This is a genomic window from Stenotrophomonas ginsengisoli, assembly GCF_001431485.1.
In the GTDB taxonomy this organism is placed as follows: domain Bacteria; phylum Pseudomonadota; class Gammaproteobacteria; order Xanthomonadales; family Xanthomonadaceae; genus Stenotrophomonas; species Stenotrophomonas ginsengisoli.
This window is the reverse complement of record NZ_LDJM01000032.1, coordinates 13,193-38,977: the sequence shown is the minus strand read 5'-3', so window position 1 is coordinate 38,977 and position 25,785 is coordinate 13,193. Positions and strand designations below refer to the sequence as shown.

General features: G+C 68.0%; 16 protein-coding genes. 6 read left to right on the top strand and 10 right to left on the bottom strand.

Going from position 1 to position 25,785, the window contains the following annotated elements:
- Positions 1-135: 135 nt before the first annotated feature.
- Together ABB30_RS12235 and ABB30_RS12230 are read left to right on the top strand one after the other, a co-directional pair.
- Positions 136-582 (top strand): hypothetical protein, encoded by a 447-nt coding sequence (locus tag ABB30_RS12235; protein ID WP_152980729.1) that lies wholly within the window; start codon positions 136-138, stop codon positions 580-582.
- A complete protein-coding gene (locus ABB30_RS12230; protein ID WP_057638601.1) occupies positions 579-2,426 on the top strand; it encodes a putative 2OG-Fe(II) oxygenase in 1,848 nt (615 codons plus the stop codon). The genes ABB30_RS12235 and ABB30_RS12230 overlap by 4 nt, the downstream gene beginning before the upstream one ends.
- Positions 2,427-2,556: 130 nt before the next feature.
- On the opposite strand, the gene ABB30_RS12225 is transcribed toward ABB30_RS12230, so the two are convergent.
- From ABB30_RS12225 to sbcD, 3 genes are all read right to left on the bottom strand, one after another.
- Positions 2,557-5,394, bottom strand: a complete 2,838-nt coding sequence (locus ABB30_RS12225; protein WP_057638600.1) for a TonB-dependent receptor domain-containing protein — start codon at positions 5,392-5,394, stop codon at positions 2,557-2,559.
- A 435-nt stretch (positions 5,395-5,829) separates the two neighbouring features.
- On the bottom strand, positions 5,830-9,216 hold the full coding sequence (locus ABB30_RS12220; RefSeq protein ID WP_057638599.1) for an AAA family ATPase: 3,387 nt from the start codon (positions 9,214-9,216) through the stop codon (positions 5,830-5,832).
- Positions 9,213-10,430 carry an exonuclease subunit SbcD gene (sbcD, locus tag ABB30_RS12215; protein ID WP_057638598.1) on the bottom strand — a complete coding sequence of 406 codons (1,218 nt, stop codon included), beginning with the start codon at positions 10,428-10,430 and terminating at the stop codon, positions 9,213-9,215. The genes ABB30_RS12220 and sbcD overlap by 4 nt, the downstream gene beginning before the upstream one ends.
- Before the next feature lie 144 nt (positions 10,431-10,574).
- Between sbcD and ABB30_RS12210 the strand changes: the two genes are divergently transcribed.
- Positions 10,575-11,147, top strand: coding sequence for a DUF2939 domain-containing protein (locus tag ABB30_RS12210; protein ID WP_057638597.1), 573 nt, complete (start codon positions 10,575-10,577; stop codon positions 11,145-11,147).
- 6 nt (positions 11,148-11,153) lie between these two features.
- On the opposite strand, the gene ABB30_RS12205 is transcribed toward ABB30_RS12210, so the two are convergent.
- From ABB30_RS12205 to ABB30_RS12175, 7 genes are all read right to left on the bottom strand, one after another.
- Entirely contained in the window at positions 11,154-12,545 is a 1,392-nt protein-coding gene (locus ABB30_RS12205; protein WP_057638596.1) for an NAD(P)-binding domain-containing protein, read from the bottom strand.
- A 330-nt stretch (positions 12,546-12,875) separates the two neighbouring features.
- A complete protein-coding gene (locus tag ABB30_RS12200) occupies positions 12,876-14,180 on the bottom strand; it encodes a type II toxin-antitoxin system HipA family toxin (RefSeq protein WP_057638595.1) in 1,305 nt (434 codons plus the stop codon).
- Positions 14,167-14,460: a helix-turn-helix domain-containing protein gene (locus tag ABB30_RS12195; RefSeq protein ID WP_057638594.1), complete on the bottom strand. Its 294-nt coding sequence runs from the start codon at positions 14,458-14,460 to the stop codon at positions 14,167-14,169. Before ABB30_RS12195 ends, ABB30_RS12200 begins: the two co-directional genes overlap by 14 nt.
- 161 nt (positions 14,461-14,621) lie before the next feature.
- Entirely contained in the window at positions 14,622-15,581 is a 960-nt protein-coding gene (locus ABB30_RS12190; RefSeq protein ID WP_057638593.1) for a 5'-nucleotidase, read from the bottom strand.
- A gap of 68 nt (positions 15,582-15,649) precedes the next feature.
- Entirely contained in the window at positions 15,650-16,417 is a 768-nt protein-coding gene (locus tag ABB30_RS12185) for an NAD kinase (RefSeq protein WP_057638592.1), read from the bottom strand.
- A 101-nt stretch (positions 16,418-16,518) separates the two neighbouring features.
- The gene (locus ABB30_RS12180; RefSeq protein WP_057638591.1) at positions 16,519-21,486 is read right to left on the bottom strand and encodes an NAD-glutamate dehydrogenase; all 4,968 of its coding nucleotides are present in this window, start codon (positions 21,484-21,486) and stop codon (positions 16,519-16,521) included.
- A gap of 137 nt (positions 21,487-21,623) precedes the next feature.
- Positions 21,624-22,772: an acyl-CoA dehydrogenase family protein gene (locus tag ABB30_RS12175; protein ID WP_057638590.1), complete on the bottom strand. Its 1,149-nt coding sequence runs from the start codon at positions 22,770-22,772 to the stop codon at positions 21,624-21,626.
- 156 nt (positions 22,773-22,928) lie between these two features.
- On the opposite strand from ABB30_RS12175, the gene ABB30_RS12170 reads away from it, so the two are divergent.
- The 3 genes from ABB30_RS12170 to ABB30_RS12160 are packed head-to-tail and all read left to right on the top strand — an operon-like array spanning position 22,929 to position 25,773.
- Positions 22,929-23,858, top strand: coding sequence for an ArsR/SmtB family transcription factor (locus tag ABB30_RS12170; RefSeq protein WP_057638589.1), 930 nt, complete (start codon positions 22,929-22,931; stop codon positions 23,856-23,858).
- Complete coding sequence (locus ABB30_RS12165; protein WP_057638587.1) at positions 23,858-24,925, top strand: homocysteine S-methyltransferase family protein; 1,068 nt, start codon at positions 23,858-23,860, stop codon at positions 24,923-24,925. The genes ABB30_RS12170 and ABB30_RS12165 overlap by 1 nt, the downstream gene beginning before the upstream one ends.
- The gene (locus ABB30_RS12160; protein WP_057638586.1) at positions 24,922-25,773 is read left to right on the top strand and encodes a class I SAM-dependent methyltransferase; all 852 of its coding nucleotides are present in this window, start codon (positions 24,922-24,924) and stop codon (positions 25,771-25,773) included. Before ABB30_RS12165 ends, ABB30_RS12160 begins: the two co-directional genes overlap by 4 nt.
- Positions 25,774-25,785 lie beyond the last annotated feature (12 nt).

Sequence of the window (25,785 nt, the reverse complement as noted above, 5' to 3'; positions counted from 1 at the left end):
GTTGCAGCGCGCAGCAGGCCCTGCCCATGGCACCATCACGCATCACGCATCACGCATCACGCATTGCCCCCGTTGTCCCCTCCCCCATCCGGCAGCCACCGCTGCCCCCAAGGAGCCGGAATGCCGCATTGCCCCGTGTTGTCTGTCCCTGCCCTGATCGGCCGCCTGGCATCCGCCACCGCCTTGCTGGCCTGCTGTGCCAGCGCGAGTGCGCATGACCCGGGCTGCAGTGCCCTGACCGATCCGCCGGCACGCCTGGCCTGCTATGACCAGCAGTTCCCGCCGCTGCTGAGCAGCGCACAGGCCTATCAGGAGCAGGCCACCGCGCAGTTTGGCCAGCGTGGTGGCAATGGCGCCAATCCGGTGGTGATTGACCAGCTCAGTGCCCGCCTGCATCGGCAACACCAGCAAGGCCGGCAGGAGGTCATCGAGCTGGACAACGGCCAGCGCTGGCTGGTCACCGAAGGCCGGCTCCCCCCCTTGCCGGTCGGCAGCCCGCTGACCGTGCGCAAGGCGGCCCTGTCAGGCCATCAGCTGCTCACCGAACAGGGCCTGGCCGTGCGGGTCAGGCGGCTGCCATGAGCCTGGCCAGCGCCCCGCCCGGGCAAGGCCAGCACGTGGCCCAGGTGCAGGCCCTGCTGGCCGCCGGCCAGGCCGGCAGCGCTGCCGTACTGGCCCGTCAGCTGTGTGCGCAGGTACCCAACCAGGCCGCACACTGGCAGCTGTTGGCACGCGCCTGCAGTGCCAGCGGAGACAGCCGCACCGCCGGCCAGGCCTATGCGCGCGCCCATGCGCTGGCCCAGCCGACCGCGGCGCCCCTGCTGGCAATCGAATATGCCCAATGGCTGCAGGCGCACCAGGGCCCCACCGCCGCCTGCCGGGTGCTCGCCAGTTGCCCGGCCCATACGGTCGACAGCCGCCTGCTGCTGGCCCGGCTGGCCATTGCGGCCGGCGATCAACCCCTGGCACTGCAGCAACTACTCCTGCTGCACGATCTGGCACCGGTACCGGCCACGGCCGTGAACGCCCTGATCGGCCTGTACCAGCAGCATGGGCTGCTCGGCGCAGCCGAGCAGTGCCTGCAGCAGCGGCTGGCCGGACCTGCCGCCACGCCCGGCCTCGGCCTGACCCTGGCCCGCCTGCAGCGCGAACGTGGCGCAGCCCAGCCGGCCCTGGCAACGGTCCAGCAGTGCCTGCAGCGCTGGCCGCACGAACCCATCCTGGCCGACCTGCGCAGCGGCCTGCTGCTGGACCTGGGCCAGCCCGAGCCGGCCCTGGCCTGCGCACGCGATGTCTGCGCCAGCCACCCGCAATACCTGCCGGGCCTGACCACCCTGGCCAACCTGCTGTGGGAACATGGACCACGGCTGGGCACTGCCGAGCACCCGGCCAGCCCGCTGCTGGCGGCCCTGCGCCAGGCACCGCAACACAAGGCACTGCGCATCGAACTGGTCAGCTTCCTGCACAACATGGGCGAACACGGCCAGGCCCTGCAGGCATTGCGTCCCTTGCTCAACGACAGCAACGACAGCCTTGCCCAGTGGTACCTGGGCAACCTGCTGGCCAGTACCGACCAGCTGGCGCAGGCCGAGCTGGCCTACCAGCGCGCCGAGCGCGGCTTTGCCCGCCATCCTGCCCTGCTCAACGCCCGCGCCCGGCTGGCCCTGCGCCGCCAGTGCATCGAGCAGGCCGGGCAACTGGCCCAACGCGCACTGGCCTGTGCCCCGCACGACCAGGAGGCCTGGAGCCTGCTGTCCCTGGTCTGGCGCCTGCAAGGCGATGCCCGCTACCACTGGCTGTGCGATTACGAGCGGCTGGTGGCCCACCTGCCGGTGCACAGCGCTCCGGGCCAGCCGCCCATCACTTCCTTGCTGCCGGCCCTGCGCCTGCAACTGGGCCAGCTGCACCAGGGCAGCGGGCAACCGCTGGTGCAGAGCGTGCGCCGTGGCAGCCAGACCAGTGGGCGCCTGTTCGGCCGCGACGAGCCGGTACTGCAGGCCACCCAGGCCGCCTTGTGCCACACAGCGCGCCAATGGCTTGCCTCCCTGCCTGCCGACCCGCGCCATCCATTCCTGTCACGCCGGCGCCAGGATCTGCGCATTGTCGGTTCATGGTCGGTGGCCATGGCGGCCGGTGGCCACCACGCCAACCACATCCACAGCCAGGGCTGGCTCAGTTCGGCCTTCCACGTCAGCGTGGCCGATACGGACAACGCTGGCGACAACAGCGGCTGCCTGCAGCTGGGCCAGCCATTGCACAGCCTCGGCCTGGACCTGCCTGCGCAGCGCTGCATCGTTCCCCGGGCCGGCTGGCTGGCCCTGTTCCCCTCCTACCTGTGGCACGGCACCGTGCCGGTACAGCACGATGGCCAGCGCCTGAGCATCGCCTTTGATGCGCAGCCGGCCGATTGCGCCACGGCAGCGTGAGCCAGGCCGGCCCGGCATTGCCGGGCCACAACAAAAGAAGGCGGGCCCGGCTGGGCCCGCCTTGCAATCTCCTCCCGGGAGAGTACGGGAGGAGGCGCCAAAACCAATCAAGCAGCTTGCTTGATCAACATCAAAAACGCAGGTTGATGCTGCCAAACACGTAACGGCCCGCCTGGTCATAGCCGGCAACGCCGTTACCGTTGTCCACCAGACCACCACCGACCATCGGCGGCTCACGGTCGAACAGGTTGTTCACGCCCAGGCTGACGCTGACCCAGTCGCTCAGGGTGACCGAGCCGGACAGATCGAAGTAGTTGGCAGCCTTCAGCCCGCCATGACCGGCCACCAGCTTGTCGGTGGTCAGGGCAGCGCCGGTGAGCGCGTCGCGGTAGTCACTGGAACCGACATAACGCCAGCGGGCATTGACGCTGTAGCGATCCAGCGTATAGCTCAGGTTGCTGACAAAACGCCATTCCGGGTTGGCCCCGCAGGACGGATTGATCAGGCCGGCACAGTCGTACTTGACCACGCCCGGCACCGGCTCCTGCTCCACCTTCATCATGAAGGTGCTGTTGAAGGTGGTGTTGAAGCGGCCACCGAAGGCGTTCCAGCCGTAGATGACATTCAGGTCGATACCACTGCGGCGCATGCCACCGTTGTTGCCGATCTGGCTGAACACCATGCCGGCGGTGTCCACGTTCTGGCTGTTGCCCGACCACAGGTCACCGGTCACCGGATCGCGGCGGATGCGGTCACACAGGGTCTGTGCGGTGATGCAGGCATTGAGGATGGTGTCCGGGTCGATCTCGGAGATGGTGTCCTCGACCTCGATGTTGAAGTAGTCCAGGGCAATGGACAGGTTCTCGATCGGGTTGAAGGCCAGGCCGATGGTCCAGGTGTTGGCGGTTTCCGGTTCCAGTGCGGCATTGCCGCCGAAGAAGCCGTTGTACTGGTCGGCCGGGCTGGCCGGGATGTTGCCGTACTGGGCGGCGCTCACGCCGGTCAGGGCACAGGCAGCAGCCGAAGCGGTCGGCGTGGCACCGGCACACGGATCATTGCCGCCCCACAGGCCCATGCTTGCCGGCGAGTACAGGTTGTTCAGGCTCGGCGCACGGATGGCGCGGTTCCAGCTGCCGCGTACCAGCACGGTTTCGTCCAGCTCCAGGGCGGTGCCGAACTTGTAGGTGTTGGTTTCTCCGGAAGTGCTGTAGTCCGAATAGCGGTAGCCCACTTCCATGTCCCAGCGGCTGACGAAGCCGTCGCCCACGATCACCGGCAGTGCGGCTTCCATGAACAGTTCGCTGACACTGATGTCGGCCTTCAGGTTGGTGTCGGCGCCGCCGGCACCGGCGAAGTTGCCGGCCAGCGAATCCGCATCGGACTGGCGCAGATAGGTGTTCACGCGACGCTCGAAACCGAGCACCAGGCCGGCATTTTCGCCATTGGCGCTGGGCAGGCCGAAGCCGAGGTCGCCGGTGACGAAGGCGTTCACTGCCTTGTAGGTGGTGTCGCGCTTCTGGAAGCTGGTGCCTGCCAGGGCCTGGGCGGCCTCGACGCTGACGTTGTCATTCCAGATGTCATACGGGACACAGCCGGCGAACGAGCCGGTCGGGCAGCCCATGGCCGCGTCGTTGATGCGGCTGAACAGGAAATCGTTGTGGCCGACATTGCTCCAGGTGGCACGGCCGTAGGTGTAGGACGCGTCGTAGGACCAGTTGTCGGTGATCGCACCACGCACACCGGCCACGATGCGGTAGGTCTGGGTCTCGATGTCCTGGATGCGCGGGCCGCCTTCCACGTTGCGCTTGTACATGGCAATGCGCACGTCATCGGTGGTGATGCCGGCATCGGCACACAGGCTGGTGATGTAGCTGGTGCTGCACGGCACGGTGATGGCCGAACCGAAGGTGCCCGACTCGGCGATCTGGATCGAGGTCTGGCGGTTGGCGAACATGGTCTCGATGTACGGCTCGAAGTGTTCATTCACTTCGTACTTGGCCATGAAGCCGGCGGTGTAACGGGTATCCGGGCGCTGGTAGTAGTTGATCGGCGCGTAGTTGTACAGGTGCTGGCCCGGCACATAACCGCCGTTGCCGTCGGCAATCATCCACTTGGTGCCACCGACAAGGAAGTTGCCCGGGTCAGCGGTACCCGAACCACCACAGGCGGTACCCGGGTTGCTCAGCGCACAGGAGGAATAGTCGCGCTGGCCCTGTAGCAGGGCCTCGTTCTCGCGCCAGGTCACCCAGGCCACGGCATGGCCGCCATCACCGAAGAAGCCGCCCACGCCCAGGTCCAGATTGCGCGACACGCCATCCAGGCCGGAGCTGCCGGTGGGATAGTCAAAGCCGGCCTTGTCCATCAGCCCCTGGATGTAGCTGTTCTCGTTGTTGTGCTGGTAGGCCGAATAGCCGTAGTTGACGCTGACACCTTCAAACTCGTCATTGAGCTGGAAGTTGACCACACCGGCAACGGCGTCGGCACCGTACACCGCCGAGGCGCCGCCGGTGAGCACATCAACGCGCTTGACCATCGCCGCCGGGATGGTCGACAGGTCGGTGGTTTCAAACGCGCCGGCCGGCATGCGGCGGCCATTGACCAGGGTCAGGGTGCGACCGGCGCCCAGGCCGCGCAGCGAGGCGGTGGCATAGGTGGTGGCGCCGTTGTTGGCGAAGTTGTCAAAGCTCATGTCCAGCTGCGGATACTGGTTGACCAGGTCCTCGACCTTGGTCGCACCGCTGATGCGGAACTGCTCGGCATCAATTTCCATCACCGGACTGGCCGCGGTCATGGTCTGGCTCTGCAGACGGGTGCCGGTGACCTTGACCGTATCCAGGGTCTGCGCCTGGCTGCTGCCGTCTGCCGGTGCCTCCTGGGCCAGGGCGGTGCCCATGCCGGCCACGCTGATGCTGCCCACGGCCAGCGACACGACGATCGCATCACGCAACTTGTTTCGCTTCATCGACATTACAACTCCTGTTGATCACAACCACGAAAGAGGAATGACTCAGCTGCTCAAGACAAGGGCCGTGTACACGCTCATGGAAAGTGAATGGCCCCTGAGCGCGAGATTACACATTTGTTACGCAAATGTTCACAAAAAACTGCCAATGGTCACTTGCCATTCGCATCATCATGATTTAGAACAACTTTTGTTGCGACACAGCATCGTGCCGGGCAGGCAACACGCCCCCGCTCAAGGCAAGAACGCGCAAACCGCCCGCATCCGCCCGCTGCCCCGGCCTGCCGGGCAGGACAGCGGAAACGGGCAGATTCCAGGTCTGTTGATCAAGCGCTCATGGCTGGGCTACCCAGCGCTGCGGGCCGAACCGGATGGCCATTGCCCGGCAGGCCATCCGGCAGGCACCCCGCCGTGCCCGGGCGAGGCTCCCGCCCTGCCCACTCAGGGCAGCACGACCACGCTGTGGCCCAGGCCGCGGGTCTTGCGCACACGCAACTGCACCGGAATGCGCTCCTTGACCGCCTCCACATGGCTGATCACCCCGATCAGCTTGCCTTCGGCGTTCAGGCCGTCCAGGGCATCCAGGGCCAGATCCAGCGCGTCCGGGTCCAGCGAGCCGAAGCCCTCGTCCAGGAAGAACGAATCGATCCGGGTGGTATGGCTGACCAGGTCCGACAGGCCCAGGGCCAGGGCCAGGGAGACCAGGAAACTCTCGCCGCCGGACAGGGTGCGCACATCACGCACCACATCGGCCTGCCAGCTGTCGGCCACACGCAGGCCCAGGCCACTGTCGCTGCGCTGCAGGGCATAGCGCCCGCCATCCAGTCGCTGCAGGTGGCCATTGGCCAGCAGCACCAGCCGGTCCAGGGTCAGCCCCTGGGCGAAGGTGCGGAACTTGTCGCCCTCCCTGGAGCCGATCAGCTCGTTGAGCCGCTCCCACAGCCGGACCTGGGCATCGGCCGCGGCGATCCGCTGGTGCAGTTGGCCCAGCAGCTGGCGCCGTGTCTGGTCATCGGCCAGGCGGGTATCGAGCACCCCGCGCCGCTCGGCCAATGCCTGCCAGTGGGCATCGACCTCGGCCTGCTGGGCCAGCAGCCCGTCCAGCGGCAACGGGCTCAGTGCCTGGTCGGCCAGCTGCACCACCCGGGCACCGGCCTGGGCAGCCTCGGCACTGGCGCGCAGATGCCACTGACTGGCCTCATCCACCCGTTGCTGGCGCAAGGCCTGTTCTGCGGCCGGCAGATGCCGGGCCAGCAGCTGGGCCGTATCGGCCAAGCCGTGTTCGGCCAGCGCCTGATCCAGGGCCTGCTGGCTGCGTGCCAAGGTGTCGGCCCCGGCCTGCTGCCGGGCACCGGCGGCCATCAGCGCCTGCGCGGCCTGTGCCGCCTGTTGCTGCGCGGCCTGCCACTGCTCCTGCAACCGAGGCAACGAAGGCAAGGCGGCAGCATCGGGCAAGACCAGCGGCGTGCTGCTGCGCTGCTGCCACTGCGCATGGGTGCGACCGGCCTCCTGCACCGCCTCGCCGGCCACGCCCAGCTGCTGTTCGGCCACACCCAGCGCATCCACGCAATCGCGATGGTGCCGCCAGGCCTGCTCTTGCGTATCCAGCCAGGCCAGCGGATCGTCATTGAGCACACCGGCCGGCCATTGCGCGGCCAGCGCCTGTTCCTGGTCCTGGCAGGCGGCCTGCAGCGCGGCCAGTTCCTGTTGCCGGGTCTGGTCCAATGCCTGGGCCCGGCTGAGGGCCTGGGTCTGCAGGCTCAGCCGCTGGCCGGCCGCCTCCAGGGCCAGGCCGGCCTTTTCCAGTTCCTGCGCCGCCTGCTGCTGGGCAGCCTGCGCGGCACTGGCGGCATCGAGCTGCCGGCGCACCTGCTGGCCGCGGGCGGCCAAGCCGGTCAGGGTGTCTTCCAGTGTCGGCAGGTCCACCGCGCCCGCCTCGTGCAAGCGCTGCTGCAAGGCTGCCAGCGTCTGTTGATGTTGCTGCTGTTCGCGATCTACTGCCTGGTTCTGCGCCCGGGCCTCGGCATGTCCGGCCTGGGCCTGCTGCACCGCGCGAGTGGCCGCCAGCACCTCGCCCTGGGCCTGGTCACAGGCGGCACGGGCCTGCAGCAGTTGCGCATCGGCATCACCTTCCAGGCCCGGGTGCTCGTGCGCCCCGCACAGCGGACACGGCTGGCCATCGCGCAGCTGGTCGCGCCAGGCATTGAGGCCGACCACGGTCTGGCGCAGGGCCAGGATCTGCTGCTTGTCTTCCAGCCGCGTGGTGGCCTGGGCCAATGCCGTGTGGGCCGCCTGCTCGGCCTGGGCGGCGGCCGCCTGGGCCTGCTCGCGCGCCGGCAGCCCCCGGCCCAGCTCGGCCAGGGCCGTCTGCAGCTGTTGTTGCTGTTCCAGCAGGGGCCGCAGTTCGCTGGCCTGGCGGTACTGCTCGGCAAGCGCCTCCCGGGCCAGGGTCAGCGCCTCCAACGACTGGCCATCCAGACTGTCGGCAAAGGCCCGGGATTGCGCCTGCCAGTGTTGCCGGGCCTGCGCATCGTGCTGCTGGTGCATGGCCAGCGCCTGGGCGGCCTGATCGCGGGCCAGCTGCGCCTGGGCCAGCTCCTGGCCAGCCTGTTGCTGGCGCCAGCGGGCCTGGTCGACGGATTGCACGCTGGCCTGCCAGCGCTCCAGCGCCAGCCGCCATACCGGCAGCAGCGTACCCAGCCCAGCCGCGTCGGCGCAGGCCGCCAGGGCTGCGGCGGCCTGCGTCTGGCTTGCCTGCTGCGCGGCCTGCGCCGCCTCGGCAGCACGCTGCTGCGCCGCCGCCACGGCCAGGCCGATCCCCGCCGCCTGTTGTTCGGCCGCCAGTGCGGACGCATTGGCGGCCACGGCCTGCTGCAGGGCCTGCGCGCCCGCCTCGGCATCGCCACGGGCCTGCTCGCGCGCCTGCCAGAACGGCCAGGCCCGTGCCGCCGGCGCCGCGGCGGCCAGCGCGGCCTGGTCATCGGCCGTTGCCGCCAGCATCGCTGCGGCCTGCTGCAGGGTCAGTTCGGCTGCTTGCTGTTCACTGTGGGCGGCCTGAAGCTGCTGGCGCCAGGCCACGCAGCGCTCGATGGCCTGCCGCTGCCCCTGCACCGCCTCCCACTGCGGCTGCAGCGCTGCCAGTTCGGCCTGCAGCGCGGCGCGCGCCTCATCACCGAGCGGCGGCAGGCCGGCGGCCTCGGCCTGCAGTACGGCCAGCGCCTGGCGGCGCTGCTTGGCTTGTTCGAACACTTCGGCCGAGATCTGCCCGTACACGGCGGTACCGGTGAGCTGCTCCAGCAGCCCGGCGCGGTCCTTGTCGGTGGCGGTGAGGAAGGCCGAGAAATCGCCCTGGGCCAGCAGTACCGAACGGGTGAAGCGCTGGTAATCCAGGCCGCTGAGCTGCTCGACCAGCGGATCCTTCTCGCGCACCTTCTCGGCCAGGATCTGCCCGCGCCCGTCCGGGTCGGCCGGGTCGATACGGGCCAGCTCCACCTCCGGCGCCTGCAGCTTGCCGTCCACCTTGTTGCGTGCCCGGCGCTGGCTCCAGCGCGCCCGGTAGTACTGGCCACGGGCCAGGAATTCGACCTCGGCCATGCACTCGGCCGTGTGCTCGGTCATCAGCGCATTGGTGCTGGCGTTGACGGCATCAAAACGCGGCGTGCGGTGGTAGATGGCCAGGCAGATCGCATCGAGCAGGGTCGACTTGCCCGCCCCGGTCGGCCCGGTGATGGCAAACAGGCCGTCGGCAAAGGCCGGCGTGCGGAAATCGATGTGGGTATCGCCCTTGAGCGAATTGAGGTTGCGCAGGCGCAGGGACAGGATCTTCATGCCCCGCCCTCCTGCACAGTGGCCAGCACCTGGGCAAAGCAGCCCTGCAGGGCCTGCTGTTGATCGGCATCCAGCCCGTCCTCGGCGGCCAGGCGGCGGGCGAACACTTCCTGCGGGTCCAGCTCATCGAGTGACTGCAGGGCCGGGGCCAGCGCCGGCTGGCTGGCCCGCCGCCGGCGCAGGCGCAGCACCTCCAGAGGCAGCCCTTCCAGCAGCGCGGCCACGCGCGCCGGCAAATCCGGCAGGAAGGCATCATCGACCACCTCCAGCTCCAGCCAGGCCACCTGCCCGGGTTGCAGCCCGGCGCCCACCTCGGCCAGGGCCCGCTCCAGCCCGGCCAACGGCGTGCTGATCCGGCGCAGTGGCTGGAATACCGGCACCGGCAAGGGCGTCACCGCCTGCAGGCCGTCAGCGTCCAGCTCCACCAGCAGCACCTGCTTGGGGCTGTCCAGCTCGTCAAAGCCCAGGGCAATGGGCGAGCCGCAGTAGCGGATGTGTTCGGCACCGCCGACCTTGAGCGGGCGGTGGATATGGCCCAGCGCGATGTAGTCGGCCGGCGGGAAGGCATCGGCCGGAAATGCCGACAGCGCGCCGACGTAGATCTCGCGCACCGATTCGCTGCGCTTTGCCCCGACACAGGTCAGGTGACCGGTGGCCACGATCGGCACCTGCAGGCCCTCTTCATCGCGAAGCGCCACCGCCGCGGCATGGATGGCAGCGTAGTGGCCGGCAATACCGGCCACCAGGTCCTGCCGCGCCGCTTCCGCCTCCTGCCCGGGCAGGGACTGGCGCACCTCCCGCGCGCGGATGAAGGGAATGGCGCACAGCAATGCCCCGGTGCTGCCGTCGCGCCGGCGCAGGGCCAGCACATGCTCGGCCGCAGCACCGTCCAGGGACGGCACCACCCGGGTGTGCAGACGCGCCAGCAGCTGGCGTGACTCGCCCAGCACTGCCGGCGAATCATGGTTGCCGCCCAGCACCACCAGCTGCGCGCCGGCGTCATGCATGTCCAGCACCAGCTGGTGATAGGCCTCGCGCGCATGGCTGGGCGGGCTGGCGGTGTCGAACACATCCCCGGCCACGATCACCGCATCAATGGCGTGCTGCTGCACCTGGGCCAGCAGCCAGTGCAGGAAGGCGGCATGTTCGTGTTGCCGGCTCTTGCCGAAAAAATGCTGGCCAAGATGCCAATCAGACGTGTGCAGCAGGCGCATGGGCCATCCCCGGGGTGTAAACCGCAACAGCAAACCCGCATTGTGTCGCACCGGCTGCGACTGGCCCAGCGGCGATGGCAACGTTCATGCACGCAGGGCCCGCTTGCGGCAGGCTGGCAACCTTTCCCTGTGTTGGTGACTGCCATGCGCAAACCCGGTCTGTGGCTGTGCCTGATCCTTGCCCTGTTGCTGGGCCTGGTCGCCCTGCTGGCCGCCGGCCCGTGGCTGGCCATGCGCGGGATTGATAAGGCCATTACCCAACGCTCGCCCGCCCAGCTGGAAAAACACATCGATTTCCCCGCCCTGCGGGTCAACCTGAAGGCGCAGCTGGCCGACCGCCTGGTACGTGCGGCCGGGGCGGATGTCCAGTCCAACCTGTTCGGCGGCCTGGCCTTGGCCGGGGCCAGCAGCCTGGTCGGGGCCAGTGTGGACAGCGTGGTCACCCCGCTGGGCATCAGCGCCGTGCTGCATGGCCAGGGCACCTGGCGCAAGGCCACCGGCCATACCCAGAGTGCGGACACCTATGCACCGCCCGCCAGCCCCGAACCCTTTGCCGGGGTCCAGTGGCGCTATGAGTCGCTGAGCCGCTTCAGCGCCAGCCGCACCGATGCGGCCGGCCACCGCACCACCTTCATCTTCGCCCGCCAGGGCTTGCGCTGGCGCTTGGTCGACATCCAGCTGCCGCCCGGTTGGGCGGCAGCCGATGTCCTGGGCTGACGGGGCTCAGGCCGTGACGGCCTGGTCCTGATCGATGGGCACCTGCAGGTGCTCGGGCCGGTTGCCGAGGAAGGCCGGCAGCGAATCATCCAGGGCCAGCATCCACGGGGTGTGGTGCACCGGGGCCAGGTTGCCGGTTAGCAGGGAGCGGTACTGCTGGTTGCGGTAACCCAGGATGTCGCGCTTCTTGTCACGCTTCCATTGCTTGAACATCTCCGCCACAGCCTCGATGCCGAAATCCGGGTAATCGGTGGCATCGACCAGGTCGCGCACATAGGCGGCCTGGAAATCGATGTCCTGCTCGGCCGAACTGCAGGCCTGCTCGCGCTGCTGCCAGAGCAGGCTGTCGGCCTGCATCTGCGCGTGCCCCGGCAAGGGCGTACGCCCCAGCAACAGGTCGCGGGCCAACCAGGCCTGGGCATCGAACATGTTGAAGGTGTAGTACTGGTCCTGCATGCCCAGGTAGATCAGCCCCGGGTCATCGATGAAGGCCACACCCTTGTACAACTGGCCCGGATACAGGCGGTTGTTGGTACGCAGGGTCAACTCGTCGGGCAGGAACGGGAAATGATGGCGGTATCCGGTGCACAGCACCACCGCATCGACCTGCTTGCTGCTGCCATCGATGAAATGGGCGGTATTGCCATCAAGGCGCAGCAACAGCGGCTTTTCCTCGAAACAAGCCGGCCACTGGTAGCCCAGCGGACGGCTGCGGTAGCTGAAGGTGACCGTGCGCGCGCCGTATTTGTAGCACTGGGTGCCGATGTCCTCGGCCGAATAGCTGCTGCCGACCAGCAGCAGGTCCTTGTCGGTGAACTCGCAGGCATCACGAAAGTCATGTGCATGCAGCACGCGTCCGGGGAATTGCTCCAGGCCCGGAAACGACGGTGCATGCGGTGTGGAGAAATGGCCGGTGGCCACCACCACGTGATCGAACTGCTCGGTGACCATGCTGTCGGCCTTCAGGTCGCGCACGGTGACCTGGAAACGGCCGGTCTGCGGGTCACGCTGGACCCAGTGCACGGCCATGTTGAAGCGGATCTGGCCACGCAGGCCGTTGCGTTCGATCCGCCCCATGATGTAGTCGCGCAGCACCGCACGCGGAGGATAGGAGCCGATCGGCCGGCCGAAGTGCTCTTCGAAACTGTAGTCGGCAAATTCCAGTGCTTCCTTCGGCCCGTTGGACCAGAGATAGCGGTACATGCTGCCGTGGACCGGCTCGCCGTAGGCATCCAGGCCGGTACGCCAGGTGTAGTTCCACATCCCGCCCAGGTCAGCCTGTTTTTCATAACAGACCACCTCGGGTACCGGGTGGCCCTGACGACGCAGGGAATCGAAGGCGCGAAGCATGGCCAGCCCGCTGGGGCCGGCACCGAGTACTGCAATACGCATGGACATTCGTGTTGTGTCTCCTGTGTAGTGACCGCCAGACAAAAGGCGGTCCTGCGCAAGGCGCGAATACACCCACGCTGCGTAACGTGGGCGCACGAGTTGCCGGCGGGTCACGCAGTGGCCCGGTGTGGGATCGAAGGAGCGCATCAAGGCGCCAATGGCACGGCAAGGGCCGTTGCCACCACATCCGGCAGAAAAGCGGGCACGCTGCAATGGCAGACGGCCCGGAAAACCGACATGTCAGTGCATGTCGGCCTTCGAGCCTAACATGGCTGAATGAACCATTCGTTCAGATCAGCCCCTGCTTGCCCGGCGTATGCCCTGCATCGGCAACGCTCACAGGCGCTGCAGATGCCCGCCGATGCGTACGGTTTCGGCAGGATCCAGCCCCGCTGATCCGGCAAATTCGGGCCAGCGCTGCACGGCGGCGTTGACGCTGTCGATCACCTCGCGCAGGCCGGCAATGGAGAAGCGGTCAGCCACGCGGGCAAGGTCGGCACGGGTGATGCCGGCAAAACGGCCGTTCACGCTCATCAGGTGCTGGCGCAGCCACTGGTTGTCCGGGTCGAAGGCATAGGTGATGTCATAGGCCGGGGCCAGCTGCCAGGCCGGCAGCGCCTGCCCTTCAAGCGGCGGCGGCAGCAGGAAGGCGAAGTTCTTGCTGTGGTCATCGTTGTTGGCCGCGGCCACGTTGAACACCATGCGGCGCAGCAGCTGGGTCATCGCCGCATCGCCCAGGCCCAGCTCGGCAGCGGTGATGAACAGCGTTTCGTAGGCATTGCTGGCCTGCAGGTTGTAATCGACATGGGCCATCGCGCACAGGCTCTGCAGGTGCGCACGCGCATTGCCCTGGCGGTCGAAGCGGCGGGTGACAAAATGCGCCCGGCCGCCCTCCTCCAGCAGCTGGCAGTCAGCCATCTCGATGCCGGCCGCCCGCGCCATCAGGTGGTAGGCGTATTCGATCCGCCCGTACTGCTGCGAAGGCCCGAGCTGGGCATCGCTGCCAACCCCGTCAAACTTGAGCAGCCAGTGCTCGAAACCGTCAGGCAGGTCGAACTGGCCTGAGACAATCTGCTGCTGCGCGCGGTCCCAGCCAATCACCGCCTTGGCCCGGGCACCGCCGGCCGAGGTGCCGACCTCGATGATCCGGTTCAACGACTGCGCCGCATGGCTGTCATCCACCGAGCCACTGACCGCACGCCGGGCCGCCTCGACCAGGCTGGCCAGCTGGATCGGCACGCTGGGCGTGTCCTCGCTGCCCAGCACCGGGCGGAACTGCAGCGCCCCCATGCCACGGCTGCCCATGTAGGCCAGACGGTCGAGCACGCTGATCGCACTGGCGGGGATGCCGCGCTGGGCCATCCAGGCATCGATCAGTGCATTGCCGAAGCGGTCGGGCAAGGCATCGGCGAGCAGGCCGGGCAGGCCTTTGTAGGTTTCCCGCGACAGGCCGGGAAAGCTGAACTGCCCGCTGCGGTTGCGGGTGGGCAGCAGCAGGGGCGACAGCTCGATGCCGCTGCGGCGCCAGCGCGGGTCGTATTCGAACACGCAGGCATCGCTGTGCCGGGCCTGGGCCACTGCGCCGACCAGCTGGCCCCAGCAGTGCACCTCGACCAGATCCACATGCTCAGCCCTGGCCATGACCACCCCGCAACTGTTGGCGCTGACGCAGCAGCTGCATCGGGCTGGGCTCGGCTGGCCGGCTCAGTGCATCGAGCACGCTGTCCTGGCGCAGGGCCTTGAGCACCCCGATGAAGGTGGCCAGGGACGAGCCCTGCCCGCCCTCCAGATTGCGCAGGGCGCGTTCGGAAATCCCGGCCTTCTGCGCCAGCAGGGCCTGGGACAGCCCGGCCTGTTTGCGCAGCTGGCGCAGGTCCTGGCCGATATCGGCCAGCAGTTCGTCGGTGGTCCGGTAAGCCATATCGGCACCTTTCTGCCTGATTTGGCCGAATCATAGCGCTTTCCGGCAAGAAATTACCGATTTGGCCAACCCTCGGCACAAAAAACAAAAACCGGCACTTTGGCGCCGGTTTTGGAAGGAAAACGCTTGAAAGCGGCATCTTCATGCCGCATCGCCAGATTTCATCCCGCTTCGTTGGCCACCCCGTGCGGCACATGGCCGGCGGTGACATGGCGGCTGGCGCTGTCGATGTTGTGGCGCGAATCGTCAAAGAAGATGTCCGCGCCGAACGCTTCCAGGAACGGGCCCTTGTGCCGCCCGCCCAGAAACAGCGCCTCGTCCAGGCGCACGCCCCAGGTGCGCAGGGTGCGGATCACCCGCTCATGGGCCGGGGCCGAGCGCGCGGTGACCAGGGCGGTGCGCAGGGGGCAGTCCTCCCCGGCCGGCAGCAGGGCCTGCAGCTCGTGCAGGGCGGAGAGGAAATTGCGGAACGGCCCCCCGGACAGCTCGGCGCGGGCGTTCTCGCGCTCATGCCGGCCAAAGGCCTCCACCCCCTGCTCGCGGCTGATGCGCTCGCTTTCATCGCCGAACAGCACCGCATCGCCGTCAAAGGCGATGCGCAGCTGGTGCTCGTTGCGGCCGGTATCGGCCAGGCCCAGGGTGCCGGCCTCGGCCGGGGCCTGCGGCAGGATGGTGGCCGCGGCAATGCCATGGGCCAGCGCCCGCTGTACCGACTCAGGATTCGCCGACAGGAACAGGTCAGTGCCGAACGGCTTGACGTAGGGCCAGGTCGGGCCGCCGGCGGTAAAGGTGGCGCGCACGATCTCCAGCCCGTAGTGCTGGATCGAGTTGAAGATGCGCAGGCCGGTATCGGCCGAGTTGCGCGACAGCAGGATCACCTCCACCCGTGGGCTGCCCTCGGGCAGCTGGGCGTTCAGGGCCAGCAGCTTGCGCACCACCGGGAAGGCCACCCCGGGTTGCAGCAGTTCGTCCTCGCGCTGGCGCTGGTAGTCGGCATAGGCGCCCAGGCCCTGGCTTTCAAACAGCGCATTGCCCTCTTCCAGGTCAAACAGCGCACGCGAGGTCACCGCCACGGTGAGCAGACGCGGCTGGTTGTCCGAGAGGTAGGGTTGGCTGGTCATGCGTGGATCCTGCTGTAGAGCTGTCGCAAGCGCTGCGACGGTGCGCGAGGGTACCCCAACGGCCGCCCTTACGACAGGAACTGCTCATTGAGGATGCGTTCTTCCAGGTTGTGCTCCGGGTCGAACAGCAGGCTGACATGGCGCTGCGACTGCACGATGCTCACCGCCAGCACGTCACGGGTCTCGTGCGAATCGGCAGTGACGCTGACCGGGCGCTTGTCCGGGTCCAGCACGCGGAAGCCGACCACCGTATTGGCCTTGAGGATGGCCCCGCGCCAGCGCCGCGGCCGGTAGGCGGCCAGCGGAGTCAGGGCAATGGTCTGGCTGCCCAGCGGCAGCACCGGGCCATGGGCCGAATAGTTGTAGGCGGTGCTGCCGGCGGGGCTGGCCACCAGCACCCCGTCACCGACCAGTTCGGGCAGGCGTTCCTGGCCATTGAGATCGATGCCGATATGCGCGGCCTGACGGGTCTGGCGCAGCATCGACACATCGTTGTAGGCACGCTCGAAGACCTGCTCGCCATGGATGGTGGTGGCGGTCATCTCCAGCGGATGCAGATGCGCCGGCTGGCCACCGGCCAGGCGCTGCACCAGGTCATCCTCGGGGCGGTGCTGGTTCATCAGAAAGCCCACCGTGCCCAGCTTCAGGCCGAACACCGGCAGGCCCAGGTCACCGTGTCGGTGCAGGGTCTGCAGCATGAAGCCATCGCCGCCCAGCGGGCACAGCACATCGGCCGCTTCGGGCGGGTGCTGGCCATAGCGGGCGGTCAGTTCGGCCAGGGCCTGCTGCGCCGGGGCAGCACTGCTGGCCAGAAAGGCAATGCGCACACTCACCATCAATCACTCCTGCAAAGGTGGCCCGAGCATACCTGCTCACCCACAAACACACAGCCCCACCCTTGCGGGCGGGGCTGTGCGGGCAAACGCGGCGGTGCGGATCAGCGGGCGTGGGACGCCAGCTGGCCCAGACGCTGCACCGCGACCGATACGGTCGGGTAATCCAGGCTCTTCTGCTCGGCCAGTTCGGCCAGCATGGCCAGGGTGAAACGCAGCGCGCTGTCATCGCGCTGCATCCAGGCACTGACCTTGGCCGCGGCATCACTGCCCTTCATGCCCAGCACCTGGCCGGCCAGCACGCGCTGGTGGGCGGCCAGTTCATCGCGCAGCACGCCTCGGGCGATCGCATGCCAGCGGCCATTGACCTCCAGCGCATCGATCTGCTCGAAGATCCACGGCAGGCCCAGGGCATCGCCGAGACGGAAGTGCACCTTGGACACGTCCACCGGACGCGCCTTGCGGGCAATGGCCAGTTCGATGATGTCAAAGGCCGAGTCCAGGTAGGCCAGCTCGGACAGCTGCTGGGCCAGGCCGGCCGGCAGTCCCTTGTCCTTCCAGCCCTGCACGCGGGCCTGGTAGCCGCCACGCTGGGAATCGGGCAGCACGCCGGAGGCGGTGCGGATTTCCTCGAACGCGCCCTGGTAACGCTCCACCGCCGTGGTGATGGCCGGCATCGCGCCCGGGCGCTGCAGCAGCCAGCGCACGAAGGAACGCTGCAGCTTCCAGATCACTTCCAGTGCATCGACCTGCACGCTTTCAGGCAGCTTGCCGTCCAGCGCGTCGATCTGCGCCCACAGCGCGCGGGCGTTGAGGGTCTCGCGGCTGATGGTGTAGGCCTTGGCCACGTCGGCCACGCTGCGGCCGGTGTCCTCGACCATGCGCAGCAGGAAGGTGGCACCCATGCGGTTGATGGTCTGGTTGGTCACCGCGGTGGCGATGATCTCGCGCTTGAGGCGGTGACCGTCCATGAAGGCGGCGTACTTCTTCTGCAGCGGCTGCGGGAAGTAGCGCTGCAGTTCCTTGGACAGGTACGGATCTTCGGGAATGTCCGAATCCAGCAGCTGGCCGAAGGCCACCAGCTTGGAATAGGACAGCAGCACCGACAGTTCCGGACGGGTCATGCCCTGCCCGCGCGCCTTGCGCTGGGACAGCTCGGCATCGGAAGGCAGGAACTCGATGGCGCGGTCCAGCTGGCCGGCCTGCTCCAGGGTACGGATGAAGTGCTGCTTGGAACCCAGGCGACGCACGCTCATCCGCTCCATCAGGCTGATGGCCTGGTTCTGGCGGTAGTTGTCCATCAGCACCAGCTGGCCGACCTCGTCGGTCATCGAGGCCAGCAGCTTGTTGCGCTGGGCCACGCTGAGCTTGCCGGCGGCCACCACATCATTGAGCAGGATCTTGATGTTGACTTCGTGGTCGGAGGTATCCACACCGGCCGAGTTGTCGATGAAGTCGGTATTGAGCAGCACACCGGCCTGGGCAGCCTCGATACGGCCCAGCTGGGTCATGCCCAGGTTGCCACCCTCACCTACGATGCGGCAGCGCAGCTGCCCGCCATTGACGCGCAGTGCGTTGTTGGCACGGTCGCCAACATCGGCATGGGTCTCGCTGGAGGCCTTGACGTAAGTGCCGATGCCACCGTTCCAGAGCAGGTCCACCGGCGCGGTCAGGGCCGCGCTCATCAGCTCGGTCGGGGTCAGCGCGGTGACCTCCTCACCCAGGCCCAGAGCCTGGCGTACTTCCTGGGTGATGGCAATGGACTTGAGCGAACGCGCATACACGCCGCCGCCCTTGCTGATCAGCTTGGCATCGTAATCGGCCCAGGACGAGCGCGGCAGGGCGAACAGGCGCTGGCGCTCGGCAAAGCTGGTGGCCGCGTCCGGATTCGGGTCCAGGAAGATGTGGCGATGGTCAAAGGCGCAGACCAGGCGGATGTGCGGCGACAGCAGCATGCCGTTGCCGAACACGTCACCGGACATGTCGCCGATACCCACGGCGGTGAAGTCCTCGGCCTGGCAGTCGATGCCCAGCGCGCGGAAGTGGCGCTTGACCGACTCCCAGCCGCCGCGGGCGGTGATGCCCATGCCCTTGTGGTCATAACCCACCGAGCCACCGGAGGCAAAGGCGTCATCCAGCCAGAAGCCATGGGCGCGGGCGATGTCGTTGGCGGTGTCGGAGAAGGTTGCCGTGCCCTTGTCGGCGGCCACCACCAGGTACGGGTCATCGCCGTCATGACGGACCACGCCCGGCGGCGGCACGATCACCCCGTCAACGATGTTGTCGGTGATGTCCAGCAGGCCATTGATGAAGCGCTTGTAGCAGGCCACGCCCTCGGCAAACCAGGCGTCGCGGTCAACGGCCGGATCCGGCAGCTGCTTGGCGACAAAACCGCCCTTGGAGCCGACCGGCACGATCACCGTGTTCTTGACCATCTGCGCCTTGACCAGGCCCAGCACCTCGGTGCGGAAGTCCTCGCGACGGTCCGACCAGCGCAGGCCGCCACGGGCCACCGGGCCGAAACGCAGGTGCACACCTTCCACGCGCGGGCCATAGACGAAGATCTCGCGGTACGGACGCGGCTTGGGCAGGTCCGGCACCTGGGCCGAATCGAGCTTGAAGCTGACATAGTCGGCCGGGCCGCCATCGGCGCGCAGGCCATCGGCATACGGGCGGTGGAAGCTGGTGCGCAAGGTGGCATCGATCACGCTGATGAAGGCGCGCAGGATGCGGTCCTCGTCCAGGCTGGCCACCTTCTCCAGCTGGCCATTGATGGCCTGGCGCAGGGCCTGGGCACGGCCGGTACGGTCACTGGCCGCAGCCACCGCTTCCAGGGCGGCAGCGGCCTGTTCGTCAGCGCCGGCCAGCTGCTGCAGGGACAGCGGCAGCTGGCCCAGGGCGCGGCCGCCACGCTTGCCTTCCAGGGCCGGGTCGAAACGGGCCTGGAAATACTGTTCGATCAGCGCGGCCAGCAGCGGGTAACGCAGCAGGGTGGCCTCGATGTAGCTCTGCGAGAACGGGGTGCCGGCCTGCAGCAGGTACTTGCAGTAGCCACGCAGCATGCCCACCTGGCGCCAGTCCAGGCCGGCGCTGAGCACCAGACGGTTGAAGCCGTCGTTCTCCACCTCGCCACGCCAGGTGCGGATGAAGGTTTCGGCGAAGGCCGCATTGACCTGGTCCGGGTCGATCGCCGCGCCCAGCGCCTGCACCTCGAAATCCTGGATGTAGTACAGCTGGCCATCGGCCTGGACCTTGTACGGGCGTTCGGCGATCACGCGCAGGCCCAGGTTTTCCATCATCGGCAGCACGTCCGACAGTGGCAGGTCCTCGCCCTTGCGGTACAGCTTCAGGCGCAGCGAGCCATCACTGGCGCGGGCATGCAGGCGCAGGCGCAGGGTCTGCTCCTCGTCCAGCTGGGCCAGTTCGCACACATCGTCGGCCGCGCTCTGGGCGCTGGAATCCTCGATGTAGCCGGCCGGCAGGGCGCGGCCGAAACCGGCGGCCAGGTTCAGGCCCAGGGTCTCCCCGCACAGCTCGACCAGGCAGTCGCGCAGCTCGTCGTTGAAGTTGCGCAGCAGGTCGCCCAGCAGCTGGTTCAGACGCGCCGCATCCACACCGGCAGCGGCGCCATCGGCGCTGCGCACGATCAGGTGCAGCTGGACCAGCGGCGATTCGCCCAGCACCACGCTGCTGTCGACAAACTCCCCGTGCAGGGCATCGCGCAGCATGGCCTCGATACGCAGGCGCAGGTCGGTGTTGAAGCGCTCGCGCGGCAGGTACACCAGCACCGAATCGAAGCGGCTGAAACGGTCATGGCGCAGGAACAGGCGCGCGCCGACCCGCTCGCGCAGGCCCAGCAGGCCCATCGCGGTGGCGTACAGCTCGTCCTCGGTGGACTGGAACAGCTCCACCCGCGGCAGGGTTTCAAGGATGTGGCGCAGGGCCTTGCCGCTGTGGCCATTGGCATCCAGGCCCGAGCGCTGCAGCACGGCCTTAACGCGCTGGCGCACCAGCGGCACATCCCACGGGCGCACGCCCCAGGCACTGTCGGCAAACAGGCCGACGAAACGGGTTTCGCCGGTGATGTTGCCGGCCTTGTCGAAGGACAGCACACCGATGTAGTCCATGTAACCGCCGCGATGGATCTGCGAGCGGGCATTGGTCTTGGTCACGATCACCGGGGCATCCAGGCTGCCGGCCTGCTGCAGGCCCTGTGCGGCCAGACCGGCCACCGGACGTACCGCCGCGCGCGATTTGCCACGCATCAGGCCCAGGCCCGAGCCCTCCTCGGCCACCAGGGTGGCCTTGGCGCCCTTGCCCTGCACGCTGTAACGGCGCGAACCCAGGAACACGAACTGGTTGTCGGCGGCCCAGCGCAACAGGGCCTGGGCCTCGGTGCCGATCAGTTCACCGTGGCTGTCCATGCTCAATCCATCGGCCGCCTGCAGCGCGCGTTGGCGCATGGCATCGGCATCGGCATGGGCGGCGCGCAACTGCGCCAGCGCCTGCTCCAGCTCCCCCTGCAATGCCTCCAGCGCCTGCTGCGGCTGGCGGTCGATCTCGATCAGCATGGTCGATTCGCGCGTGCCCTGGCCCACGGCCAGCAGCTTGCCGGCCTTGTCGCGCTGCAGCTCCAGCACCGGATGGCCCAGCAGCTGCACACCAATGCCGCGGCCGGCCAGGATCAGGGTCAGGGTATCGACCAGGTAGGGCATGTCCGGGTGCAGCAGCTGCACCTGGGTGCTGCCGCCATCGACCGGATTGCTGACCACCAGCTTGACCTGGTCGGCCTTGCGCACGCGCGCCAGGGCGAACATCGAGGCGGCCATGGCGGCCCACTCGGCATCGCTGTGGCGGGCATATTCATCAGCGTCCAGGCGCTGGTAGAAGGCCTGCGCAAAGGCAACGGCCAGGGCGTGGTCGGCCTTGGCCAGGCCCGGGCCCAGTGCGGCAATCACCGCGTCAAGCATGGACTGGCCAGTGGCCTGGGCAGCAACGGAAGCCTTGCCGGCCTTGGTGCGCTTGGCACCGGCAGCGGCAGGGGTCTTGGCAACGCGGGATGAGGATTTCATAGAGAAAGCGACAGTGGGTGCGGCCGGAAAAGGGAAAATTTCAATATGGCAGGCAGTGTAACCAGTGCGGTTTTATTTACCTGTTGCGCAGCATCATTGACCTGCGCCGCCAGCTCTGGCTGCGCAAATCGGCACAATCAGCGCAGGCCGGTCTCGTTGCGGGCAATGACGATGCGCTGGATCTCGCTGGTGCCTTCGTAGATCTCGGTGATCTTGGCGTCGCGGAAGTAGCGCTCCACCGGCAGCTCCTGCGAGTAGCCCATGCCGCCATGGATCTGCACGGCCTGGTGGGCAATCCACATCGCCGCTTCGGAGGCGGTCAGCTTGGCCACCGCGGCCTCGGTGGAGAACGGCTTGCCCTGGCCCTTGAGCCAGGCCGCACGCAGGGTCAGCCAGGTGGCCGCCTCCAGCTTGCACTTCATGTCGGCGATCTTGGCCTGGATCAGCTGGAAGCTGCCGATCGCCTGGCCGAAGGCATGACGCTCCTGGGCATAGGCAACGCTGGCCTGGTAGGCGGCGCGGGCAATGCCCACCGCCTGGGCGGCAATGCCGATGCGGCCACCGTCGAGCAGGCTCATGGCCAGCTTGAAGCCCTGCCCTTCGGCGCCGATCAGGTCCTGCGCGGTGGCCAGGTAGCCATCAAAGGTGATCTCGCAGGTGGCCGAGGCGCGCACACCCATCTTCGGCTCCTTCTTGCCGCGGCCAAAACCGGCACGGGTGGTGTCGATCAGGAAGGCGCTGATGCCACGGCTGCCGGCGGCCGGATCGGTGACGGCAAACAGGATCACCCAGTCGGCCACCGGGCCGGAGGTGATCCAGCTCTTGGCCCCGCTGATCTTCCACTGGCCATCCCCGGTGGCTTCGGCACGGCAGCGCATGGCCGTGGCGTCCGAACCACAATGGGCCTCGGTCAGGGCAAAGGCGCCAATGGCGCGGCCCTCGACCACACTGCGCAGCGCGCCCTGCTTGTGCTGCTCGCTGCCATGCAGGGTCAGCGCGGTGCAGAACAGGGAGTTGTTGACCGACACAATGGTGGCGTGGGCGGCATCGGCCGCGGCAATCTCGCTGATCGCCAGCACCGTGGCCACCGGGTCCATGCCGGCCCCGCCGTACTCGGCCGGGACCTCGATGCCCATCAGGCCGTTCTGGCCGAGCAGGCGGATGTTGTCCAGCGGATAACTGGCCTCGGCGTCGTGGCTGGCGGCGCTGGGCGCGATCTTCTCGCGTGCGATGCGGGCGGCCAGTTCCTGCAGCATCAGCTGCTCTTCGGTAAAGCTGAAGTCCACGACGAAACACTCCTGACAAAGAAGTTTCGAGTGTAACGATTGCCCTGAAAAAAGCCTTGCCGCAGTGCAAGAGGACGGCGCCGTACGTACCAGCAGGCTTGACCGTGAGCGCTGCCGGAGCGCAAAATATCGCTATATCGCGATAAATGGATATTTATGGATCTTGAAGATTGGTCGACCCGTTTGAAGGTCTTTGCAGACGCCACCCGTGTGCGTCTGCTGGCCCTGCTGGAAGGCGAGGAACTCACCGTGGCCGAACTGTCGGCCATCACCCGCCTGGCCCAGCCACGTGTGTCGACCCATCTGGCCCGGCTCAAGGAAGCCGGCCTGGTGCGTGACCGCCGCTCCGGCGTATCGGCCTATTACCGTTTTGACGAGGCCCAGCTGGATGCGGCGCAGCGTGCATTGTGGCATGCCTTGAAGTCGGGCAGTGACGATCCGTTGCTGCGCCAGGATGCCGAGCGCGTGGCCGGGGTGCTGGCCAGCCGCGCCGCCGAGCAGAACTGGGCCGACACCGTGGCCGGTGACATGGAACGCCACTACTCCCCGGGCCGCACCTGGGAAGCGCTGGCGCGCAGCGCCCTGCCCCTGCTCGAAGCCGGTGACGTGCTGGACATTGCCTCCGGTGACGGCGTGCTGGCCGAGCTGGTGGCCCCGCATGCGCAGCGCTATGTCTGCATCGACACCAGCGCCCGGGTGGTGGCCACCGCGTCGGAGCGCCTGCGCCGCCTGCCCAATGTGGAGGTGCAGGAAGCCGACATGCACACCCTGCCCTTTGCCGCTGCCAGCTTTGACCTGGTGGTGCTGATGCATGCGCTGGTGTACGCCGACAAGCCGGCCCAGGCCGTGGCCGAGGCCGCCCGCGTGCTGCGCCCGGGCGGGCGCCTGCTGCTGTCCTCGCTGGCCAAGCACGAACACCGCACCGCGGTGGAGGCCTATGGCCACGTCAACCTGGGCTTTACCGCCAAGGAGCTGCGCAAGTTCTGTGAAAAATCCGGGTTGGAAGTGGCCACGGTGGAAACCGTGACCCGCGAACGCCGCCCGCCCCACTTCGAAGTGATCACCCTGCTGGCCTACCGCAACTGATGCCTACCCTGCCCTGGCTCCACCCCGAACGTGCCAACGCGCTGATTGCCGCCATGGCCCAGCGCATCCTGATCATCGACGGCGCCATGGGCACCATGCTGCAACGCCACCAGCTGGGCGAGGCCGATTACCGCGGCCAGCGCTTTGCCGCCGGATTCGATGCCGGGCAGCCGCCGGCCGATGGCATCGGGGTGGACCTGAAGGGCAACAACGACCTGCTCCTGCTGACCCGCCCCGAACTGGTGGCCGGGGTGCACAACGCCTACCTGGCCGCCGGCGCGGACCTGGTGGAGACCAACACCTTCAATGCCACCGCGGCCAGCCAGTCCGATTACCGCCTGGAACACCTGGTCTACGAGCTCAACGTGGCCGGTGCCCGCCTGGCACGTGCCTGTTGCGATGCCGCCGCGGCGGCAACGCCGCACAAGCCGCGCTTTGTCATCGGCGTGCTGGGGCCGACCAGCCGCACCGCCTCGATCAGCCCGGACGTCAACGACCCGGGTGCCCGCAACACCAGTTTCGATGCCCTGCGCGCCGACTACCGCCTGGCCACCGATGGCCTGATCGATGGCGGCGCGGACATCATCATGGTGGAAACGGTGTTTGACACCCTCAACGCCAAGGCCGCGCTGTTTGCCATCGACGATGCCTTCGCCGCGCGTGGCGCCCGCCTGCCGGTGATGATCTCCGGCACCATCACCGATGCCTCCGGGCGCACCCTGTCCGGGCAGACTGCCGAAGCCTTCGCCATCTCCCTGCTGCATGCCCGCCCCCTGGCCATCGGCCTGAACTGCGCGCTGGGTGCGGCCGAGTTGCGTCCCTACATCGCCGCCCTGGCCCAGACCGTGCCCTGTGCGATCAGCGCCCATCCCAATGCCGGCCTGCCCAATGCCTTCGGCGGCTATGACCAGCAGCCGGACGAAATGGCCGCGATCCTGCACGGTTTTGCCGCCGATGGCCTGCTCAACCTGGTCGGCGGCTGCTGCGGCACCACCCCGGAGCACATCGCCGCCATTGCCGCGACAGTGCAGGCCATCGCCCCGCGCCCCTTGCCGGCCAGCGCATGACAGGTACCGGCCAGGCTGCTTGCCCCACCAGCGCTGCCCAGGTGCCGGCGGGCGGGCTGTTTGGCCGCGATCCGGCCGCCTATGCCGCACACCGGCCGGACTACCCGACCGCGCTGTGGTCACTGGTCGATGCCTGGCTGGCACCGGCACTGGCCACCGGCCCGGCGCACTGCCTGGAGGTCGGCCCGGGCACCGGCCAGGCCACCGCCCACTTGCTGGCCCATCCCGGCCTGCAGCTCACTGCCCTGGAGCCGGACCCGGCCCTGCGCGGTCATCTGCAGCAGCGCTTTGCCGCGCACTGCGACAGCGGCCGGCTGCAGCTGCAGGCCCAGCCACTGGAATCTGCCCTGCAATCTGCCGGCGACCGGCACCGCTTCGATGCGGCCATTGCCGCCACCGCACTGCACTGGGTCGACCCGGCCGTGGCCCTGCCCCGCCTGCACCAGCTGCTGCGCCCGGGCGGGCGGTTGGCCGTGTGGTGGAACGTGTTCGGCGACAGCCGTCAACCCGATGAGTTCGCCCGCGCCAGTGCTCCCCTGTTTGCCGCCTTGCCGGGCCAGCCGGCCAGCCCGGCCCTGAACCCGGCGCTGGATGTGGCCCAGCAGACCCAACGCCTGCAGGCCGCCGGCTTCTGCCAGATCCGCCCGCACCTGCTGCACTGGGACTGGCATAGCGACCGCGCCGGCATGTGCGGCCTGGCCGCGACCTTCCCGCTGCTGGCGCGCCTGCCACCGGCAGCGCGGCAGGCCTTCCTGGACCAGCTGGGCAGCCTGATCGACCGCGTTTTTGCCGGCCGCGTGCAGCGCCGTTTCGTTACCGCCCTGTACCTGGCCGCCACCCCTGCCTGACCGACGACCCCA

What these genes read in the sequence shown, in the direction of transcription:
- ABB30_RS12230 (WP_057638601.1), top strand. Translation starts at nt 579, where the DNA reads ATGAGCCTGGCCAGCGCCCCGCCCGGGCAAGGCCAGCACGTGGCCCAG.
- ABB30_RS12225 (WP_057638600.1), bottom strand. Translation starts at nt 5,394, where the DNA reads ATGTCGATGAAGCGAAACAAGTTGCGTGATGCGATCGTCGTGTCGCTG.
- ABB30_RS12220 (WP_057638599.1), bottom strand. Translation starts at nt 9,216, where the DNA reads ATGAAGATCCTGTCCCTGCGCCTGCGCAACCTCAATTCGCTCAAGGGC.
- sbcD (WP_057638598.1), bottom strand. Translation starts at nt 10,430, where the DNA reads ATGCGCCTGCTGCACACGTCTGATTGGCATCTTGGCCAGCATTTTTTC.
- ABB30_RS12210 (WP_057638597.1), top strand. Translation starts at nt 10,575, where the DNA reads ATGCGCAAACCCGGTCTGTGGCTGTGCCTGATCCTTGCCCTGTTGCTG.
- ABB30_RS12205 (WP_057638596.1), bottom strand. Translation starts at nt 12,545, where the DNA reads ATGTCCATGCGTATTGCAGTACTCGGTGCCGGCCCCAGCGGGCTGGCC.
- ABB30_RS12200 (WP_057638595.1), bottom strand. Translation starts at nt 14,180, where the DNA reads ATGGCCAGGGCTGAGCATGTGGATCTGGTCGAGGTGCACTGCTGGGGC.
- ABB30_RS12195 (WP_057638594.1), bottom strand. Translation starts at nt 14,460, where the DNA reads ATGGCTTACCGGACCACCGACGAACTGCTGGCCGATATCGGCCAGGAC.
- ABB30_RS12190 (WP_057638593.1), bottom strand. Translation starts at nt 15,581, where the DNA reads ATGACCAGCCAACCCTACCTCTCGGACAACCAGCCGCGTCTGCTCACC.
- ABB30_RS12185 (WP_057638592.1), bottom strand. Translation starts at nt 16,417, where the DNA reads ATGGTGAGTGTGCGCATTGCCTTTCTGGCCAGCAGTGCTGCCCCGGCG.
- ABB30_RS12180 (WP_057638591.1), bottom strand. Translation starts at nt 21,486, where the DNA reads ATGAAATCCTCATCCCGCGTTGCCAAGACCCCTGCCGCTGCCGGTGCC.
- ABB30_RS12170 (WP_057638589.1), top strand. Translation starts at nt 22,929, where the DNA reads ATGGATCTTGAAGATTGGTCGACCCGTTTGAAGGTCTTTGCAGACGCC.
- ABB30_RS12165 (WP_057638587.1), top strand. Translation starts at nt 23,858, where the DNA reads ATGCCTACCCTGCCCTGGCTCCACCCCGAACGTGCCAACGCGCTGATT.
- ABB30_RS12160 (WP_057638586.1), top strand. Translation starts at nt 24,922, where the DNA reads ATGACAGGTACCGGCCAGGCTGCTTGCCCCACCAGCGCTGCCCAGGTG.